Here is a 15,562-nt window from a genome sequence, read left to right as displayed (position 1 = left end):
GCTAGCGTGACCGGCGTGATGGGCGTGAAGGTCATTCCACGAGCGGCCCGCGCGTACATCGGCTGCGCCCTGCTCGGGGCGGGAGCGTGCGTCCTGCCCGCACTGCGCCCCGGCGCGACCGTCCCCTGGGGCACGGTCGCACTCCTCGCCGCCCTGTACGCGCTCTGCGAGCTGCCCGCCCGCTGCCGGCTCCTCGGCCGCTCCTTTCCCATGGGCACCGGCTCCTTCTTCCCCGTCCTCCTCGCCGCCGCCCTCCTCCTGCCCCCCGCCGCCGCCGCGCTCACCGCGATCCCCGGCAGCCTCCTCGCCCGCGTCGAGGAACCCCCCGCCGCGCTCCGCCGCGCCTGGCGGGCCGCCGCCGCGGCCGTCGCCGTCCGGGCCGCCGCCCTGACCGCCGACGCCCTCGGTGCCCCCACCGCCCTCGGCCGGGGCCCCGACGCCCCCGACCTGCCGTACGCGCTGCTGCCCGCCGGCGCCGCCGCGCTCGTCCTCTGCCTGGCCCTCACCGCCCTCGACGGCGGCATCCGGGCCACCGTCGGCGGGCTCCCGCCCCGGGCCGCCTGGCGCGGCCTCCTCGGCCGCTCCCTCGTCCCGCACACCGTCCACGGCCTCGCCGGACTGATGATGGCCGTCCTCTGGCGCAGCACCTACGGCCCCGTCGCGGCGCTCTTCGTGCTCCTCCCCATGTACATCTCCCACTGGGTCTTCGCCCAGTACCACCGGGAGCGCGCCGCCCACCAGGCCACCATCCGCGCCCTCGTCCAGGCCGTCGACATCAAGGACCGGTACACCCGCGGCCACAGCGAACGCGTCGGCCAGGCCTCCGTCCTGATCGCCCGTGAGCTCGGCATGGCCGAGGACCGCCTCGACGTCGTCCGCTTCGCGGGCATCCTGCACGACGTGGGCAAACTCGGCGTGCCCACCCGGCTCCTCACCAAGGACGGACCCCTCACCCCCGAGGAACGCCGGGTCATCGAACTGCACCCCGAGTACGGCCACGAGATGGTCCGCGGCATCGGCTTCCTCGGCGAGGCGCGGGCCGCGATCCTCCACCACCACGAGCGCATGGACGGCAGCGGCTATCCGTACGGGCTCCACGGCGAGCAGATCCCCGAGTTCGCCCGGGTCGTGGCCGTCGCCGACGCCTTCGACGCCATGACCTCCACCCGCTCCTACAGCCGGGCCCGCCCGGTGCCCACCGCCCTCGCCGAACTGGAGCGCTGCGCCGGCACCCACTTCGACCCCCGGATGGTCACCGCCCTCGTCCGGGCACTGGACCGGCACGGCTGGCAGCCCGCCGTCACCGCCGACGAGGCCCCGCCGGGCCCGCCCGGAGGCAACGTGCCGCCGCCCCGCGAAGCGGGCCCGGAGCAGGCCGGTCACCCCGCCGACCCGGAACCGCCCGGCACGGCAGCCGCGGAGGCCGCCACCGGCACGGACGGCGCCGCGAGGCGGGCCGGCGCGGACGCGCCCCCGGCCGACAGACCCAGGGAGCGCGCGTGAGGCTCCGCCCGCGCCCGCGGCCCGGGGCCGTCACCGTCGGCGCCGTGCGCGGCGCCGCGCTCCTCCTCGGCCTCGCCTGCTTCGGCAGCACCCTCTGGCACGGCCTCGACGAACCCGGCAACGCCCTCGCCTTCGGCACCCTCGTCGCCCTCGGCGAACTCGCCCGCTGGGGCGCCCCACCCGGCACGGGGACGCCCCCCGCCGCCGAGGAGCCCCGGGGGAGCGAACCCGCGCCCCTGGCCGCGGCCGGAGCCCTCGCGTACGCCCTGCTCGGGACCAGCGCCGGCGCCCCCACCACCCACGGCGTCCCGCAGACCGTCGCCGTCGTCGTCGCCGCGGGCCTCGCCGGGATCGTCCCGCACGTCGCCCGCGGCCGGGGACCCGGACTCGACCACCTCGCCCGCCGCGTCCTCACCGTCGGCTTCGCCGCCCTCTGCTTCCAGCCCCTCTACAACGCGGGCGTCGTCACCGAACACCTCGGCCAGGGCCCCGCGTACGCCCTCTTCCTGGTCCTCCTGCTCCTCCTGACCGCCCTGTGCGACGCCGTGCTCGCCGCCCTCCTGCTCCGCGCCCGCACCGGATTCCCGTACGGCCCCCTCCTGCGCGACGAACTCCGCGCCTTCCTCGGCATCGGCTCCGCCGTCTGCGCCACCGGCACCGTCATGGCGCTCGGCGTCGCCGCCGCCGGACTCTGGGCGCTCCCCGTGCTCGCCGTCCCGCTCCTGCTCACCCAGGTCTCCTTCCGGCGGTACGCGGCCGTGCGGACCGTCAACCGCCAGACCATCGCCTCCCTCGCCCGCGCCACCGAGATCGCCGGCTGCACCCCGCCCGGGCACGCCCGCCGGGTCGCCGCCCTCAGCGCGGCCGTCGGGCGCGAGCTCGGCCTCTCCGGGGCCGAGCTCGCCGTCCTGGAGCACGCGGCGCTCATGCACGACATCGGCCAGCTCTCCCTCGTCGACCCCGTCGCGGGCGGCGCCACCGCCCTCCTCCCGGCCGAGGAGCAGCGCCGGATCGCCCTCCTGGGCGGCGAGGTCGTCCGCAGGACCGGGGTCCCCGAGGCCGTCGCCGTCGTCGTGGAGCGGCAGGCCGATCCGTACCGCGAGCAGCCGCTTCCCGCCCGGATCGTCCGCGCCGTGAACGCCTACGACGACCTCGCGGCCACCGGGACGGGCGAGGGCGCGGCCGCCGCGCTCGGGGCCCTGGAGCGGCTCAGGCTCGGCACCGCCCGCGACTATCACCCGGATGTCGTCGAATGCCTGGCCAGGGTCCTGGCACGCGGCGGAGCCGCTGGGGTGACCTCCGCCGTCCCTGGGTAACCCATGGGTAATGAGCGCGCGTCCGACCGGGCATGGTTGGATGCGAACAAGAGGGTGAAGCGACCGGCAGGCGGGAATCGTGAAGATCTTCGGGAAGGTACGGCATCGGCCCTCCGCCTCGTGGCGGCAGGCCACCGACCGCGCGTTCACGCTGATCGGCGACGGCCGGTACGAGGACGCGGGCGCACTTTTGACGCGCGCGGCGGATCTGGAGCCCTGGCTCTCGGAGTCCTGGTTCAATCTGGCGCTGCTGCACAAGTTCCGGCACGACTGGGAGCAGGCCCGGGCCGCCGGGCTGCGCGCGGTCGCGCTGCTCGACAAGGAGAGCGGCGCCCCCGACTGGTGGAACGTCGGCATCGCCGCCACCGCGCTCCAGGACTGGCCGCTGGCCCGCCGGGCCTGGCAGGCCTACGGACTGAAGGTGCCCGGCGCCGCGGCCGGCACCGGCGAGCCCGCCGGCATGGAGCTGGGCAGCGCCGCCGTCCGGCTCTCGCCCGAGGGCGAGGCGGAGGTCGTGTGGGGCCGCCGGCTCGACCCGGCCCGGATCGAGGTCCTCTCCATCCCGCTGCCCTCCTCCGGCCGCCGCTGGGGCGAGGTCGTCCTCCACGACGGCGTGCCCAACGGCGAGCGGACCACCACCGCCGGCCCCTCCTACCCCGTCTTCGACGAGATCGAGCTGTGGGCGCCCTCGCCCGTCCCCACCTGGGTGGTGCTCCTGGAGGCGGCCACCGAGGCAGACCGGGACGCCCTGGAACAGCTCGCCGCCGAGGCCGGTTTCGCCGCCGAGGACTGGTCGTCCTCCGTGCGGCTGCTCTGCCGCGCCTGCTCGGAGTCGACCATGCCGAGCGCCGAGGGCGAGGGCGAGCACTCCGACCCGCACGACCACAGCGAGCCGGGCCACCCGGGCCCGCTCGGCCACCGCTCGCCCGGCGAGCTGTGGGTGCCCGAGCGGGAGTGCGGCATCGCGGCCCCGGCGGGCCTGGTGCGGGGCCTCCTCGACGGCTGGGTCGCGGACAGCCCGGACAGCCGGGAATGGCGTGATCTGGAAGAGGTCTGCTGAGCGTCCGCTCCCGGCCCCGTAGGCTGTCCTTCGACGGAATCGGGTTTTCAGAAGGGCGCGGCCGGACATGGCGCAGCAGGACACGGACGAGCAGACGATCAACGACGGCTACGTCGTGGACACGGAGGACTGCGAGGCGCGGGAGCTCGCCTACCGTGAGCGCGGCACGGCCCGCCCCATCACGGTCGTCGGCAACCCCGTGCTCCACCGCGAGTGCAAGGACGTCACCGAGTTCGACGACGAGCTCGCGAAGCTCGTCGACGACATGTTCGCCAGCCAGAAGGCCGCCGAGGGCGTGGGCCTGGCCGCGAACCAGATCGGCGTGGACCTGAAGGTCTTCGTCTACGACTGCATGGACGACGAGGGCGTCCGGCACGTCGGCGTCGTCTGCAACCCGGTCCTCCAGGAGCTCCCGGCCGAGCGGCGCGTCCTGGACGAGTCCAACGAGGGCTGCCTGTCCGTGCCGACGGCCTACGCCGAGCTGGCCCGCCCCGACTACGCGGAGGTCCACGGCCAGGACGCCCAGGGCAACCCGATCAAGGTGCGCGGCACCGGCTACTTCGCCCGCTGCCTCCAGCACGAGACGGACCACCTGTACGGCTTCCTGTACATCGACAAGCTCTCCAAGCGCGACCGCAAGGACGCCCTCCGCCAGATGGCCGAGGGCACCCCGCGCTACGAGACGGTCCCGAACGACTGACCTTCCGCACGTACGGCGAAGGGCCCCGCACTCCGAGGAGTGCGGGGCCCTTCGTTATACGACTAGTCCCAGCCGATGACGCCGTCCTGCGTGGCGGAGTCCCAGCCGATGACGCCGTCACGCGGTGCGGAGTCCCAGCCGATGACGCCGTCACGCGGTGCGGAGTCCCAGCCGATGACCTCGGCCGAGGCCGACGCGGTGCCGGCAGCGGTCAGCAGCGCGGCGATGCCCGCCGTGGCGAGGATGCGATTGGCACGAGACATGAACTACCCCCCAGGGTGTGGATGTTGAGCGAAGTCGATCATAACTCTGGGGGACGCGGAGACGATCAGAAATCCTCGTCGAGGTCCACCGAGCCCTCGACCGCCACCTGGTAGGCGGACGGGCGGCGCTCAAAGAAGTTGGTCAGCTCCTGGACGCCCTGGAGCTCCATGAACGCGAACGGGTTCTCCGAGCCGTACACCGGCGGGAAGCCGAGGCGCTGGAGGCGCTGGTCGGCGACGCACTGGAGGTACTCGCGCATCGACTCGGTGTTCATGCCCGGCAGGCCGTCGCCGCACAGGTCGCGGCCGAACTGCAGCTCCGCCTCGACGGCCTCCTTCAGCATGTCCGTGACCTGCTGCTGAAGGGCGTCGTCGAAGAGCTCGGGCTCCTCCTTGCGGACGGTGTCCACGACCTCGAAGGCGAAGTTCATGTGCATCGTCTCGTCGCGGAACACCCAGTTGGTGCCGGTCGCCAGACCGTGCAGCAGACCGCGGGACCGGAACCAGTAGACGTACGCGAAGGCGCCGTAGAAGAACAGGCCCTCGATGCACGCCGCGAAGCAGATCAGGTTCAGCAGGAAGCGGCGGCGGTCGGCGGCCGTCTCCAGCTTCTCGATCTTCTCGACCGAGTCCATCCACTTGAAGCAGAACTGCGCCTTCTCGCGGATGGAGGGGATGTTCTCGACGGCGTCGAACGCGGCGGCGCGGTCGTCCGGGTCGGGCAGGTAGGTGTCGAGCAGCGTCAGGTAGAACTGGACGTGCACCGCCTCCTCGAAGAGCTGACGGCTCAGGTACAGCCGCGCCTCCGGGGAGTTGATGTGCTTGTACAGCGTCAGGACCAGGTTGTTCGCCACGATCGAGTCGCCCGTCGCGAAGAACGCGACCAGCCGGCCGATCATGTGCTGCTCACCGGGGGTGAGCTTGGCGAGGTCGGCGACGTCCGAGTGGAGGTCGACCTCCTCCACGGTCCAGGTGTTCTTGATGGCGTCCCGGTAGCGCTCGTAGAAGTCCGGGTAGCGCATGGGGCGGAGCGTGAGCTCGAAGCCCGGGTCCAGGAGGTTCTTCTTCTCGGTGGAGCTCATTACTGGCAGGCCTCGCAGGACTCGGGGTTCTCAAGGGAGCAGGCGATCGCGTCCGCGTCGGGGGTCGCCTGCTGGACGGGGATCGGGGCGGCGGTCGTCGCGGCCTGGGCCGCGCGGGCGATCCGGGTGGCCGGGCGGGAGCGCAGGTAGTACGTCGTCTTCAGGCCCTGCTTCCAGGCGTACGCGTACATCGACGACAGCTTGCCGATCGTCGGCGTCTCCATGAACAGGTTCAGCGACTGGCTCTGGTCGAGGAAGGGGGTCCTCGCCGCCGCCATGTCGATGAGGCCGCGCTGCGGGATCTCCCAGGCCGTGCGGTACAGCTCGCGCACCTCGGCGGGGACCCAGGTGAAGCCGGCCACCGAGCCGTTGGACTCGCGCAGCGCCTCACGGGTCTGCGCGTCCCACACGCCGAGCTTCTTCAGCTCGTCGACGAGGTACGAGTTGACCTGGAGGAACTCGCCGGACAGCGTCTCGCGCTTGAACAGGTTGGAGACCTGCGGCTCGATGCACTCGTAGACGCCCGCGATCGAGGCGATGGTCGCCGTCGGCGCGATGGCCAGGAGGAGGGAGTTGCGCATGCCGACGGCGGCGATCCGTTCGCGCAGCGCGGCCCAGCGCTCCGGCCAGTTGAGCTCCACGCCGTAGTGGTCGGGGTGCAGCACGCCCCGCGCGGTGCGGGTCTCGTCCCAGGCGGGGAGCGGGCCGTTGCGCTCGGCGAGGTCGGCGGACGCCTCGTACGCGGCGAGCATGATCCGCTCGGCGATCCGGGTGGACAGGGCGCGCGCCCCGGGGGAGTCGAACGGCAGCTTCAGCTGGAAGAAGACGTCCTGGAGGCCCATGGCGCCGAGGCCCACCGGGCGCCACTTGGCGTTGGAGCGGCCCGCCTGCTCGGTCGGGTAGAAGTTGATGTCGACGACCCGGTCGAGGAAGGTGACGGCCGTGCGGACGGTCTCGTCCAGCCGCTCCCAGTCGATGTCGCCGCCCGTCACGAACGCGCCCAGGTTGACCGAACCCAGGTTGCAGACGGCCGTCTCGCCGTCGTTCGTGACCTCGATGATCTCGGTGCAGAGGTTCGAGGAGTGGACGACGGTGCCGGGCTCGGCCGTCTGGTTGGCCGTGCGGTTCGAGGCGTCCTTGAAGGTCATCCAGCCGTTGCCGGTCTGGGCCAGGGTCCGCATCATCCGGCCGTACAGGTCGCGGGCCGGCATCGTCTTGCGGGCCAGGCCCGCCGCCTCGGCCCTGCGGTAGGCGGCGTCGAACTCCTCGCCGTACAGGTCGACGAGCTCGGGCACGTCCGACGGGGAGAACAGCGACCACTCGGCGTCGGCGTTGACCCGGCGCATGAACTCGTCCGGGATCCAGTGCGCCAGGTTCAGGTTGTGCGTACGGCGCTGGTCCTCGCCCGTGTTGTCGCGGAGCTCCAGGAACTCCTCGATGTCCGCGTGCCAGGTCTCCAGGTAGACCGCGGCGGCGCCCTTGCGGCGGCCGCCCTGGTTCACGGCGGCGACGGAGGCGTCGAGGGTCTTCAGGAACGGAACGATGCCGTTGGAGTGCCCGTTGGTGCCGCGGATCAGCGAACCGCGGGCCCGGATCCGGGAGTACGACAGGCCGATGCCGCCCGCGTGCTTCGAGAGGCGCGCGACCTGGTGGTAGCGGTCGTAGATGGAGTCCAGCTCGTCCTGCGGGGAGTCCAGCAGGTAGCAGGAGGACATCTGGGGGTGGCGGGTGCCGGAGTTGAAGAGCGTGGGGGAGGACGGCAGGTAGTCCAGACGGCTCATCAGGCCGTACAGCGCGGCCACCTCGTCGAGGGCGCGGACGCTGTCGTCCTCGGCGAGGCCGCAGGCGACGCGCAGCATGAACTGCTGCGGGGTCTCGATCACCTTGCGGGTGATCGGGTGGCGCAGCAGGTAGCGCGAGTAGAGGGTGCGCAGACCGAAGTAGCCGAAGCGGTCGTCGCCGGCCGCGTCGATCGTCGCGTCGAGCCGTGCGGCGTGCAGGGCGACGAACTCGGCGGTGCGGTCGGCGATGAGGCCCTCGCGGTGACCGACGGCGACGGAGGCCGAGAAGGAGGTGGCGCCCTGGCCGGCCGCCTCGTCGGCGATGGTCAGGGTGAGGAGCCGGGCGGCGAGCCGGGAGTACGCCGGGTCGTCGGCGATCAGGCCGGCGGCCGCCTCGGTGGCCAGCTCGCGCAGCTCCGCCTCGTCCGACGCGGCGCTGCGGCCGCGGAGCGCGGCGGCGGCGACCTTGCCGGGGTCGGTGTCGGGGAGATCGGCGGTGAGGTCGGTCAGGGTCCGCAGCAGCACGGTCCCGGGGCCGTCGCTCTCGACCGCGGAAGCCTCGGCCGAAGCCGGATCGGCGGGCGCGATGGTCACGTGGGGGCTCTCCCTCGCTCGGCGGGGCGCGCGGGCGGGAGGCGGGCAGGCGGGCACCCGTACGTGCGGGCGCGCCGCGTCCACCAACCCACTCCGCGAGGCCCGGACGTCTGTGGCACCCGGACCGGACGGACCGGGCGCGCTGCCGGAAGGTCTTCGGACTCACCGCGTACGAAAACGCACGAAGCACACCGTTGCGGGACAGTTCCGGATTCGCGCCGGATTCCCCTGCGTCGACAGCGAGGACGAGCATACATGTGGGGGGCGCCGCTCGTGGCACCCCCCACATGTTGTGTCGGTATGGTGTGTCGGCTCCGGGGCTACAGCTCCAGGGCGTACGTCCGCAGCACGTGGCCGGGGACCGGCTCCCAGTCCCGTTCGGGGGTGCGGGCGAAGCCCAACCGCTCGTAGATCCGGTGCGCCGAGGCCATCTTGGCGTCCGTGGAGAGCACGAGCCGCGCGCAGCCGGTGAGGGCCCGTGCCCGGTCCACACAGGCGCGTACGAGGGCTTCTCCGACGCCCCTGCCGCGGGTTGCCGGCGCGACGACGAGCATCCGGAACTCGGCCTCGCCGGGGACGGCGATGTCCGCCCAGGCGGTGCCGCCCTCCGCGAAGGTCACCCCGCCGACGACGGCGTCGTCCGCGTCGACGGCGACGAGCACCTCGCTCTCGCGCGCCCGCCGGGCGGTGTCCTTCAGCACGTCCAGGTAGAAGTCGTCCTCGCCGTGCAGCAACAGACCGTCGTTCAGGTAGGTCAGCCCGGTGAGGTCACCGAGCTCCTCGTGCTCCTCGGGCCGTACCGCCCTGATCGTGAAGTCCATGCGCCCCAGTCTGCCGTGCGCGGTCATGCGCGAGGGGCCCGGGACCTCATGGCGAGGTCCCGGGCCCCCACGGGGCGTGCCGCGGTCAGTGCGCTTCGGCGCCGACCGGCGGGAGGTCCTTGACCCCCGGGTCGCCGGCGTCGGCCGTGTAGTCCTCCGGGGAGGTCTCGTCGATGCCCTCGGGGGCCTTGACGGCCTTGAGGACGAAGGTCAGGACGACCGTGACGAGGACGTTGAGGACGAAGGCGGTGAGACCGATGTAGCCGATCTCGCCGATGCCGGGGATCTCGGCGGCCGAGCCGCCGAAGTGCTTCTGCGTCGGGCTGGCGACGCCGTAGGCGGCGGCCGTGCCGTAGACCATGCCGACGGCCCAGCCGGCGAGCAGCGCCCAGCGGTGGAACCAGCGGGTGAACAGACCGCCGACGAGCGCCGGGAAGGTCTGCAGGATCCAGATGCCGCCGAGCAGCTGGAAGTTGATGGCGACCGTCTTGTCCATGGTGAGGACGAAGACGAGCGCGCCGACCTTCACCAGGAGGGAGACCAGCTTGGAGACCTTGGTCTCCTGGGCCGGGGTGGCGTCCTTCTTGATGAAGTCCTTGTAGATGTTGCGGGTGAAGAGGTTGGCCGCGGCGATCGACATGATCGCGGCCGGGACGAGCGCGCCGATGCCGATCGCGGCGAACGCGACGCCCGCGAACCAGTCCGGGAACATGGTCTCGAAGAGCTGCGGGATGGCGAGCTGGCCGTTCTTGACCTTGATGCCGGCGGCGATCGCCATGAAGCCGAGCAGCGCGAGCAGACCCAGCATCAGCGAGTACAGCGGCAGGATCGTGGTGTTGCGGCGGATGACGTTCCGGCTCCGGGACGACAGCGTCGCCGTGATGGAGTGCGGGTACATGAAGAGCGCCAGGGCCGAGCCGAGCGCGAGCGTCGCGTACGTCCACTGGCCGGCCTCGCCGGGGGCGAGCGCGCCGCGCGGCTTGCCGGTGGCCGGGTTGGTCTGCGCGAAGGCCTCGCCCGCCTTGGCGAAGATCTCGTCGAAGCCGCCGAGCTTGATCGGGATGTAGATGATCGCCACCGCGATGACGATGTAGATCAGCGTGTCCTTGACGAAGGCGATGAGCGCCGGGGCGCGCAGGCCGGAGGAGTACGTGTACGCGGCCAGCACGCCGAAGGCGATCAGCAGCGGCAGGTCCTTGACGAACCAGTGGGTGGTCTCGCCGCCGCCGACGCCCATCACGTCCAGGACGGCCTGGATGCCGACGAGCTGGAGCGCGATGTACGGCATGGTGGCGAGGATGCCGGTGACCGCCACCGCGAGCGACAGGCCCTTGGAGCCGAAACGGCCGCGCACGAAGTCGGAGGTGGTGACGTATCCGTGCTTGTGCGAGACCGACCAGAGGCGCGGCAGGAAGGTGAAGATCAGCGGGTACACCAGGATCGTGTACGGGACGGCGAAGAAGCCGGCCGCGCCCGCCGCGTAGATGGCGGCGGGGACGGCGACGAAGGTGTACGCCGTGTAGAGGTCGCCGCCGAGCAGGAACCAGGTGACCCAGGTGCCGAACGACCGTCCGCCCAGGCCCCACTCGTCGAGGCTGTGCTCGTTCTCGGCCTTGCGCCAGCGCGCGGCCAGGAAGCCCATGACCGTGACGGCCAGGAAGAAGAAGACGAAGACGCCGAGCGCCACGCCGTTCACGCCGTCCTTCATCGCGCGTCACCTCCCTTGCGGGCGCGCTGGTCGCGCTTCCAGAGCTGGTACGCGAGCATGGTCAGGGCGGTCGAGATCACGACCCAGAGCATCTGGTACCAGTAGAAGAAGGGGACGCCGGCGAAGGCCGGATCCACCTTCGCGTAGGAGCTCACCCAGAGCATCGCGACGAACGGCGCGAAAAGGCAGAGCGCGATCACCACTCTCACCGGTGTGATGACCGGTTGTTTCCCTTGTGTCGGTTCTGACATGGCGAGACCGTCCCCTCACTGATCACCTCGTGATGCCGAGGAAATCTAGGGGACGGTCTCGCTGTTAGGAACCCCTGTCCGTATAACGGATCGACCGTCGGTCGCGGGCGCTGCTCAGCCGTTGGGGCGCTGGAGGCGCGCCACGAACTTGTACCGGTCGCCGCGGTAGACGGACCGCACCCATTCCACCGGTTCGCCCTGGGCGTCCAGCGAGTGACGGGAGAGCATCAGCATCGGCAGGCCCACGTCCGTGCCGAGCAGTCCGGCCTCGCGCGGGGTGGCGAGGGAGGTCTCGATGGTCTCCTCGGCCTCGGCGAGGTGCACGTCGTAGACCTCGGCGAGCGCCGTGTAGAGCGAGGTGTACTTCACCAGCGAGCGGCGCAGCGCGGGGAAGCGCTTCGCCGACAGGTGGGTGGTCTCGATCGCCATCGGTTCGCCGCTCGCGAGGCGCAGGCGCTCGATGCGGAGCACCCGGCCGCCGGCCGAGATGTCCAGGAGTCCGGCGAGGGTGTCGTCGGCCGTGACGTACCCGATGTCGAGGAGCTGCGAGGTGGGCTCCAGGCCCTGGGCGCGCATGTCCTCCGTGTAGGAGGTGAGTTGCAGGGCCTGCGAGACCTTGGGCTTGGCCACGAAGGTGCCCTTGCCCTGGATGCGTTCGAGACGGCCCTCGACGACCAGTTCCTGGAGGGCCTGGCGCACGGTGGTGCGCGAGGTGTCGAACTCGGCGGCGAGCGTGCGCTCCGGCGGGACCGGGGTGCCGGGCGGCAGGGTCTCCGTCATGTCGAGCAGGTGCCGCTTCAGGCGGTAGTACTTGGGCACGCGCGCGGTGCGGGTCGGCGTCCCGCTCTCTGTCTCCGTGCTGCCCGCGTCCGTGGCCATGGCCTGCCTTCCCGAGTCCTGTGCTGCTGCCGTCACCGGCTCCTCCGTCTGTCGCGGCTCACATGGTGGCACGGACCGGTCACGGGTCGTCGCCCTCCCTCAGGTGTCGGTCCGATAACGGACGCGACTGCCCTTCTTATACACCCTTGACACCCCTAAAGGTCTAGGCCAAGCTCCCGGTACTGGTCTAAACCATTAAAGACCAGGTCCCAGCCCCACGAGCACTACCTGACGTATGTCTTCGCGCGGTGGGCAGGGGTTGCAGGCATCCCTGAGGAGGGTGGCGTGAAGCGCAAGCTCATCGCGGCGATCGGCGTCGCGGGCATGATGGTCTCCATCGCGGCGTGTGGTTCGGAGAGCGACGGCGGCAAGGACGGCGGCAAGGCGGCCGGGGGCGACAAGACCCTGACCGTCTGGGTCATGGACGGGTCCGCGCCGGACGCCTGGATGGCCGAGGTGAACAAGGCCTTCGAGGCCAAGCACCCGGGCGTCAAGGTCAAGGTCGAGAAGCAGATCTGGAACGGCATCCAGGAGAAGGTCACCACCGCCCTCTCCGAGGACACCCCGCCGGACGTCCTGGAGCTCGGCAACACGCAGACCGCCGGCTACGCGGTCACCGGCGGCCTCGCCGACCTCTCCGGCGACAAGGCCAAGCTCGGCTACGACGCCTGGAACAAGGGCATGGTCGCCTCCAACGAGCTGGACGGCAAGCTCTACTCCGCCCCCTGGTACGCCGCCAACCGCGTCGTCGTCTACGACAAGGCCGCCTTCAAGAAGGCCGGCGTCACCCCGCCGAAGACCCGCGCCGAGTGGATCGCCGGCCTGAAGAAGCTCAAGGCGTCCGACCCCAAGTCGCAGGCCATCTACCTGCCGGGCCAGTCCTGGTACGTCCTCGCCGGCCTCATCTGGGACGAGGGCAGCGACCTGGCGGTCAAGGACGGCGACAAGTGGAAGGGCAACCTGTCCTCCCCCGAGGCCGTCAGCGCCATGAACTTCTACAAGGAGCTGGCGTCCTACTCGACCGCTCCGAAGGACAAGGACGAGGCCACCCCCCAGCAGTCCACCGACGTCATCCCCAAGGGCGGCGTGTCGTCCTGGATCGGTCTCGGCTGGGAGGCCGGCGGCGCGATCGACGCCATGAAGAAGGCCGGGAAGACCGCCGACTTCGGCTACTTCCCGATCCCGGGCAAGACCGCCGACAAGCCGGGCTCCGTCTTCCTCGGCGGCTCGAACCTCGCCGTCGCCGAGCGCTCCAAGAACAAGGACCTCGCGAAGGAGTGGCTGGCCCTCGCCGCCGGCAAGGAGTTCATGACGAAGTACGCCGCCGCCACCGAGGGCGCGCTGCTTCCCAACACCGACTCCGCGCAGTTCAAGCCCGCCGCGGGCTCCTTCGCCGAGGCCATGGCGGCCTCCTCCGCCTCCGGCAAGGTCACCCCGGTCACCCCGGGCTGGGCGAACGTCGAGACCGCCCCGAACCCGATCAAGGACTACATGACCAAGGTCCTGAAGGGCGAGGACGCCAAGAAGGCCGGCGAGGCGGCCGACAAGGTCATCGACGAGCGCATCAACCAGCAGTAATCCGTAGCCCCGGTGGTGCGGCCGGTTCGCACCGGCCGCACCACCGGCGCGTCGCAGCGATGCAGTGATCAGCGGCCCGCTCCCCCGGGCCGTGCCCCGGTGGGCGCGGGAGCCCCAGAACCGCGAGGAATAAGACCATGACCGTGGACTCCCAGGGGACGGCGACCGCCGGTCCCCAGGACGCGCCCGGGAGGGCGGCAGGGAAGTCGCAGACTCCGCCACCCTCTTCGGGCCCGAAGGAAGTCCTTCAGCCTCCACGCGGCAGACGCTCCCTGCCCAGCGGGGTGCTGCCCTATCTGCTCGTCGCGCCGGCCCTGTTGTCCATGGCGGTGCTGCTGCTCTACCCGCTGATCCGCAACGTGATCCTCTCCTTCCAGCAGCTCAACCGGAAGGAGTTCATCACCCGCGAGACGATCTGGACCGGCTTCGACAACTACACCGGGCTCCTCGGTGACACCGACTTCTGGACCGTCGTCGTCCGCAGCGTCGTCTTCACCGCCGTCAACGTCGCCCTCATCATGGCGATCGGCACGGGCATCGGCCTGCTGCTCAACCGCCTCGGCAAGAAGATGCGCCTGCTCCTCTCGCTGGCCCTGATGTTCGCCTGGGCCATGCCGATCGTCGCCTCCGTCACGGTCTTCCGCTGGCTCTTCGACGAGCAGTTCGGCGTCGTGAACTGGCTGATGCGCACGCTGGGCCTCTCCGGCTACGACCAGCACAACTGGTTCGAGACCGGCTTCTCCACCCTGGTCATCGTCCTGATCCTGCTCGTCTGGGGCTCCGTCCCCTTCGTCGCCCTCAACATGTACGCCGGCCTGACCACCATCGGCTCCGAGCTGTACGAGGCCGCGAAGATGGACGGCGCGAGCGGCTGGCGCACCTTCTGGGCCGTGGTCTTCCCGAACCTCCGGTCCTTCTTCATGATCACCACGTTCCTGGAGATCATCTGGATCTTCAAGGCGTTCGCGCAGGTCTACGCCATGAACCTGGGCGGACCCGACCGCGGTTCGGAGACGCTCCCCGTCTTCGCCTACATCGAGGGCGTCGGCCAGTTCCACTACGGCGTCGCCGCCGCCATCTCCGTCCTGACGATCGTGATGCTCATCGCGGTCCTGTCCTTCTACTTCCGCCTGATCCTGAAGGAGGAGGAGCTGTGAGCGCCGCCGCCACCCCGACTCCGCAGAAGCTGCGCACCAGGAAGCCGCTCACCGTCGCCGCGGTCGCCAAGAACCTCGGCGCCCTCGTCCTCGCGGCCGTGTTCGTCTTCCCGGTCTACTGGATGTTCTCGTCCTCGCTGAAGCCGCAGCACGAGATCATGACCAAGGACCCGGTCTTCGTCTTCACGCCGACCTTCGAGAACTACAGGACCGCGACCGGCGTCGATCTCTTCTGGACGTACGTCACCAACAGCCTCACGGTCACCCTCGGCGCCGTCCTGCTTGCCCTGGTCGTCGCCCTGGCCGCGAGCTTCGCGATCGCCCGCCTCAAGTTCAGGGGACGCAAGGGCATCGTCCTCGTCGTGATGATGGCTCAGATGGCCCCCTGGGAGGTCATGGTCATCGCGATGTACATGATCTCCCGCGAGAACGACCTGCTCAACAGCATCCCGATGCTCACGCTCATCTACTTCGTCATGGTCCTCCCCTTCACGATCTGGACCCTGCGCGGCTTCATCGCCGCCGTCCCGGTCGAACTGGAGGAGGCCGCGCAGATCGACGGCTGCACCCGCGGCCAGGCCTTCCGCAAGGTGATCTTCCCGCTGCTCGCGCCCGGACTGATGTCGACCTCGCTCTTCGGCTTCATCACCGCCTGGAACGAGTTCGCCATGATCCTCATGCTGAACAAGGAGAAGGAGTCGCAGACCCTGACGCTCTGGCTGACCCAGTTCCAGACCGCCTTCGGCAGCGACTGGGGCGCCACCATGGCCGCCTCCACCCTCTTCGCCCTCCCCGTGCTCATCGTGTTCCTCTTCCTCCAGCGCAAGGCCGTCGGCGGCATGACCGCCGGCGCGGTGAAGGGATAACGG

At 70.9% G+C, this 15,562-nt stretch carries 14 protein-coding genes and 1 riboswitch; of the genes, 7 read left to right on the top strand and 7 right to left on the bottom strand.

Annotated features, from left to right (window positions below; genetic code table 11):
* Positions 1-24 precede the first annotated feature (24 nt).
* From IE180_RS01425 to def, 4 genes are all read left to right on the top strand, one after another.
* The gene (locus IE180_RS01425) at positions 25-1,503 is read left to right on the top strand and encodes an HD-GYP domain-containing protein (RefSeq protein ID WP_190155199.1); all 1,479 of its coding nucleotides are present in this window, start codon (positions 25-27) and stop codon (positions 1,501-1,503) included.
* A complete protein-coding gene (locus IE180_RS01420) occupies positions 1,500-2,819 on the top strand; it encodes an HD-GYP domain-containing protein (protein ID WP_373302633.1) in 1,320 nt (439 codons plus the stop codon). The genes IE180_RS01425 and IE180_RS01420 overlap by 4 nt, the downstream gene beginning before the upstream one ends.
* Positions 2,820-2,898: 79 nt before the next feature.
* Positions 2,899-3,879: a tetratricopeptide repeat protein gene (locus tag IE180_RS01415; protein WP_055600922.1), complete on the top strand. Its 981-nt coding sequence runs from the start codon at positions 2,899-2,901 to the stop codon at positions 3,877-3,879.
* Between the two features lie 67 nt (positions 3,880-3,946).
* Positions 3,947-4,579, top strand: coding sequence for a peptide deformylase (def, locus tag IE180_RS01410; protein ID WP_190154868.1), 633 nt, complete (start codon positions 3,947-3,949; stop codon positions 4,577-4,579).
* Between the two features lie 62 nt (positions 4,580-4,641).
* On the opposite strand, the gene IE180_RS01405 is transcribed toward def, so the two are convergent.
* The 7 genes from IE180_RS01405 to IE180_RS01375 form a co-directional block, all read right to left on the bottom strand.
* Complete coding sequence (locus IE180_RS01405; protein WP_190154867.1) at positions 4,642-4,842, bottom strand: hypothetical protein; 201 nt, start codon at positions 4,840-4,842, stop codon at positions 4,642-4,644.
* A 65-nt stretch (positions 4,843-4,907) separates the two neighbouring features.
* Positions 4,908-5,924, bottom strand: a complete 1,017-nt coding sequence (locus tag IE180_RS01400) for a ribonucleotide-diphosphate reductase subunit beta (RefSeq protein WP_190154866.1) — start codon at positions 5,922-5,924, stop codon at positions 4,908-4,910.
* Positions 5,924-8,299 carry a ribonucleoside-diphosphate reductase subunit alpha gene (locus tag IE180_RS01395; protein ID WP_190154865.1) on the bottom strand — a complete coding sequence of 792 codons (2,376 nt, stop codon included), beginning with the start codon at positions 8,297-8,299 and terminating at the stop codon, positions 5,924-5,926. Before IE180_RS01395 ends, IE180_RS01400 begins: the two co-directional genes overlap by 1 nt.
* Positions 8,300-8,450: 151 nt before the next feature.
* Positions 8,451-8,527, bottom strand: a riboswitch (cobalamin riboswitch).
* A 92-nt stretch (positions 8,528-8,619) separates the two neighbouring features.
* Positions 8,620-9,120 carry a GNAT family N-acetyltransferase gene (locus IE180_RS01390; RefSeq protein WP_190154864.1) on the bottom strand — a complete coding sequence of 167 codons (501 nt, stop codon included), beginning with the start codon at positions 9,118-9,120 and terminating at the stop codon, positions 8,620-8,622.
* An 85-nt stretch (positions 9,121-9,205) separates the two neighbouring features.
* Positions 9,206-10,828, bottom strand: coding sequence for a monocarboxylate uptake permease MctP (gene mctP / locus IE180_RS01385; protein WP_190154863.1), 1,623 nt, complete (start codon positions 10,826-10,828; stop codon positions 9,206-9,208).
* Positions 10,825-11,079 carry a DUF3311 domain-containing protein gene (locus IE180_RS01380; RefSeq protein ID WP_190154862.1) on the bottom strand — a complete coding sequence of 85 codons (255 nt, stop codon included), beginning with the start codon at positions 11,077-11,079 and terminating at the stop codon, positions 10,825-10,827. Before IE180_RS01380 ends, mctP begins: the two co-directional genes overlap by 4 nt.
* 114 nt (positions 11,080-11,193) lie before the next feature.
* Complete coding sequence (locus IE180_RS01375) at positions 11,194-11,958, bottom strand: GntR family transcriptional regulator (RefSeq protein ID WP_123455342.1); 765 nt, start codon at positions 11,956-11,958, stop codon at positions 11,194-11,196.
* 285 nt (positions 11,959-12,243) lie between these two features.
* Between IE180_RS01375 and IE180_RS01370 the strand changes: the two genes are divergently transcribed.
* From IE180_RS01370 to IE180_RS01360, 3 genes are all read left to right on the top strand, one after another.
* On the top strand, positions 12,244-13,536 hold the full coding sequence (locus tag IE180_RS01370; protein WP_190154861.1) for an extracellular solute-binding protein: 1,293 nt from the start codon (positions 12,244-12,246) through the stop codon (positions 13,534-13,536).
* Between the two features lie 137 nt (positions 13,537-13,673).
* Positions 13,674-14,693 (top strand): carbohydrate ABC transporter permease, encoded by a 1,020-nt coding sequence (locus IE180_RS01365; RefSeq protein ID WP_190154860.1) that lies wholly within the window; start codon positions 13,674-13,676, stop codon positions 14,691-14,693.
* A 29-nt stretch (positions 14,694-14,722) separates the two neighbouring features.
* Positions 14,723-15,559 carry a carbohydrate ABC transporter permease gene (locus IE180_RS01360; RefSeq protein ID WP_190155197.1) on the top strand — a complete coding sequence of 279 codons (837 nt, stop codon included), beginning with the start codon at positions 14,723-14,725 and terminating at the stop codon, positions 15,557-15,559.
* Positions 15,560-15,562 lie beyond the last annotated feature (3 nt).

The sequence above is a fragment of the Streptomyces litmocidini genome (assembly GCF_014649755.1).
Classification (GTDB): Bacteria; Actinomycetota; Actinomycetes; order Streptomycetales; family Streptomycetaceae; genus Streptomyces; species Streptomyces litmocidini.
The sequence above is the reverse complement of the archived record's forward strand: the minus strand, read 5'-3'. Positions and strand labels throughout refer to the sequence as shown.